This is a genomic window from Streptomyces sp. PT12 (assembly GCF_003311645.1).
Lineage (GTDB): Bacteria > Actinomycetota > Actinomycetes > Streptomycetales > Streptomycetaceae > Streptomyces.
Genome location: NZ_QEST01000160.1, coordinates 1 through 491, shown reverse-complemented (window position 1 = coordinate 491; position 491 = coordinate 1). Strand labels below are relative to the sequence as shown.

The 491-nt window shown below is 72.5% G+C and carries 1 protein-coding gene; it reads left to right on the top strand.

What is annotated here, in order from left to right; all coding sequences use genetic code 11:
* Window positions 1-491 (top strand): ketoacyl-synthetase C-terminal extension domain-containing protein (locus tag DEH69_RS17960; RefSeq protein ID WP_309302852.1); only part of this gene is annotated, 491 nt, incomplete at both ends.

Genomic DNA, 491 nt, shown 5'->3' with positions numbered 1-491 from the left:
GGCGACCCGATCGAGGCGCAGGCGCTGCTTGCCACCTATGGCCAGGGCCGCCCCGAGGGCGAGCCGCTGTGGCTTGGCTCGATCAAGTCCAACATCGGCCACACCCAGGCGGCGGCTGGCGTGGCGGGGATCATCAAGATGGTGCAGGCGATGCGGCACGGCGTGCTGCCCAGGACGCTGCACGTGGACGAGCCGACCCGGCAGGTCGACTGGGAGGCGGGCGACGTCAGGCTGTTGACCGAGGCGCGCGCGTGGCCGGTGGGCGGTCGCCCGCGCCGCGCGGCCGTGTCGTCGTTCGGGATCAGCGGGACCAACGCGCACGTCATCCTGGAAGAGGCGCCGAGGGTTGAGGAAACGCCCGTGGAGCGGCGGGAGTTGCCGGTCGTTCCGCTGGTGCTCTCGGCCAGGACCCCCGATGCGCTCGATCGGCAGATCGAGCGCGTCACCTCGGTGGAGGGCGACGCGCTGGACGTGGCGTTCTCGGCCGCGAC